Origin of the sequence: Noviherbaspirillum sp. (assembly GCF_035944575.1) — a bacterium.
GTDB lineage: Bacteria > Pseudomonadota > Gammaproteobacteria > Burkholderiales > Burkholderiaceae_D > Noviherbaspirillum.
The window spans coordinates 1-2,899 of the sequence record NZ_DASZBA010000254.1 but is presented as its reverse complement, the minus strand read 5'-3'; the positions used below and the strand labels follow the sequence as shown (position 1 = coordinate 2,899).

Annotated in this window: 3 protein-coding genes and 1 tRNA gene; 3 read left to right on the top strand and 1 reads right to left on the bottom strand. The window is 55.7% G+C overall.

The genetic code is table 11. The features are described 5' to 3' along the window. Window positions 1-379 (bottom strand): NUDIX hydrolase (locus VGU61_RS20810; protein ID WP_326861218.1); only part of this gene is annotated, 379 nt, incomplete at its 3' end. A 116-nt stretch (window positions 380-495) separates the two neighbouring features. Here VGU61_RS20810 and VGU61_RS20805 point away from each other — a divergent pair. The 3 genes from VGU61_RS20805 to rluB form a co-directional block, all read left to right on the top strand. Next, a tRNA-Met gene (locus tag VGU61_RS20805) sits at window positions 496-572 on the top strand. 171 nt (window positions 573-743) lie between these two features. Beyond that, window positions 744-1,598 (top strand): SMC-Scp complex subunit ScpB, encoded by an 855-nt coding sequence (gene scpB, locus VGU61_RS20800; RefSeq protein WP_326861216.1) that lies wholly within the window; start codon window positions 744-746, stop codon window positions 1,596-1,598. Then, window positions 1,576-2,899, top strand: a 1,324-nt coding sequence (rluB, locus tag VGU61_RS20795) for a 23S rRNA pseudouridine(2605) synthase RluB (protein ID WP_326861215.1), incomplete at its 3' end; no start/stop codon positions are given. The genes scpB and rluB, both read left to right, overlap by 23 nt.

Sequence of the window (2,899 nt, the reverse complement as noted above, 5' to 3'; positions counted from 1 at the left end):
TCAGGTCAAGCAGCGTAGCCCGATAAAACATGTGCACCTGGTGGACATGGGGCACATTCAATAGTGAGAACAAGCCATGCAATTCGATTCGTGCACCGGCTTCCTCCAGGGTTTCGCGACGCGCTGCTTCTGATGTGGTTTCGTCATTTTCCATAAAGCCGGCGGGCAAGGTCCAATACCCCAGTCGCGGTTCGATCGCGCGCTTGCACAGAAGGACGCGGGACACGCCTTCATGGTCCCATGCCGGAATTGAACCAATTACCATTTTGGGATTTTGATAATGAATGACGCCGCACTGTTCGCATACATAGCGGAGGCGATTGTCATCATTCGGTACGATCAGCGAGACGGGATGGGCGCATTCGGAGCAAAATTTCATGGACTCGAGCTTTATATGGTCTGATCAAATCAGGAAGCTCCAGTTTAGCATTCGTCCGAGACTCGCGATTAAATTTGCTTTAGAAGCTGACACCGGATATACTTCATTTCTTCAGACGCGGGGTGGAGCAGTCTGGCAGCTCGTCGGGCTCATAACCCGAAGGTCGCAGGTTCAAATCCTGCCCCCGCAACCAAAGTCTAAGCGTCGTAAGTCTTTATATTCCCGCCCAGCATTACACCTCCTCTAAATCGGGCGTCGGAAAGCAGCATCAACAGGTTCTCCCCTAACCGGATAAGCATCGGTACTGCTTGTCGTTGAGTACAGCATCTGCAATTGTTGACAAACAAAACAAACAAACGTGCACATGAATACCGTTGAGGCAAAGAAAGTCCTCGAAACCGCATTGCTCTGCGCGCATGAGCCGCTGTCTATCAGCGACATGAAAAAGCTGTATTTGGAATCAAGCGAGAGTGATGAAGGTATTGGTACGGACACGATCAAGCTGATGCTGGAGGAATTGCGCGCCGACTGGGCAGGTAAGGGTATCGAAATCGTCAGCCTGTCGACCGGATGGCGCTTTCAAAGCCGTCCCGAAATGAAGAAGTACCTTGAGCGGCTGAATCCCGAGAAGCCACCCAGATATTCGCGTGCCACGATGGAGACACTGGCCATCATCGCTTATCGTCAGCCCGTCACCCGTGGTGACATAGAAGAAATACGCGGTGTCGCGGTGAATTCACAGACGATCAAGATGCTTGAAGATCGCGGTTGGATCGAGGCAATTGGTCATCGCGACGTTCCCGGGCGTCCTGCGCTGTTCGCTACCACCAAACAATTCTTGGATGATCTTGGTTTGACTTCTCTTGACCAGTTGCCGCCACTCCAACAGCTGAGCAAGGGCGATGTACAAGGTGGCGTGCTGGCCGAAATGCAAGCTCTGGGAAGCGATATGCAGGTCAGTCTGGATCAAGCAGCCATGAACTTTACGGCGAACGCTGATGTCGACATGCAGACCGAACCTGCTGCAGCCGGTATTGAAATGCCAAATTCGACTGAAAACATCCAATCCGACGACGTTCACTCTCAGTCCATACCTCCCGCTTCACCGCCTGACGTTGAAGCTTCCTCCTCCCCCGACCCTGTGCTCGAATCGCAAGTTGATGCTGCGTCAGGTCAGCGCAACCAAGAATCTGATAATGAAACCACGCAATCCCAATGAATCATCGCCAGCCGTGACGGCGGCCCCATCCTCGTTAGAGTCTACAGATTTGCCCCGGCAAGGTGATGGCCTGCCTGTCGAAGCGGGCAATATTTCATCAGACGGCAAGAGCCGGCCGGTCAAGCGAGGTGTGCGCGGGCCACGCAGCCTGCGCCGCGCGCGGACGGCGAAAATCGCCGATCAGGAAACGCCGGCTGTAGATGCCGGCGAGCCGAAAGAGCAGGCGCCGAGCAATGTGACGGCTGGTGGCAAGCCGCGTGGCGAAAAGGCCGTGCGCAGGGGGGCGGACCGGTTGGGAGCCAAGTCCGGCCAAAAGCCTCGCCAGGGTGGGCGGGCAAATAGTGATGGATCGCAGGTCAAGGGAAAACGACCTGACGCCGACGACGTATTCTCGTTCGTGACCTCCGACGCATTTGATGCTGTAGCCGGTGGTGAGGAAGTTGGCCGTAATGCGCCAAAACCCGTGCGTCGCGACTTGACTGCAGAGGATGACGCCCCCAAATTGCATAAGGTGCTGGCCGAGGCAGGCTTGGGTTCGCGCCGGGACATGGAGGAATTGATCATCGCCGGACGCGTTTCGGTGAATGGCGAGCCGGCTCATATTGGCCAACGCATTCTCCCTACCGATCAGGTTCGTATCAACGGCAAGTTGATTCAACGCAAGGTGAGCAAGCGTCCGCCGCGCGTCCTGGTGTACCACAAGCCCGCTGGTGAAATTGTCAGCACCAACGATCCGGAAGGGCGTCCATCCGTGTTCGATCGTTTGCCGAACATGAAGGCGGCAAAATGGCTGGCGGTCGGCCGATTGGATTTCAACACCGAAGGCTTGCTGTTATTCACAACCTCTGGCGATCTTGCCAACCGGTTAATGCATCCACGCTATGGGATCGAGCGGGAATATGCGGTGCGTACGCTCGGCGAACTGGAAGAGGGGATGCGCCAGAAATTACTGAACGGAGTGGAACTGGACGACGGAATGGCCCAGTTTTCCAAGATTGCTGACGGTGGCGGGGATGGTGTTAACCGCTGGTATCGCGTGACGATCAGTGAGGGGCGCAACAGGGAAGTCCGCCGCATGTTTGAATCTATCGGCTTGACGGTTTCGCGCCTGATACGAACACGTTATGGCGTCATGACACTGCCGCGTGGCCTGAAGCGCGGCCGTTGGGAGGAATTGGAAGATAATGCGGTGCGCGATCTCTTGAACTTAAGTGGCCTGGAAAAAATCGCCGGAAATTCGCAGCCGAAAGCGCGTCCGGAACGGGGCGAGCGGCAGCCTGACCGCAACGGCAATACAAGAT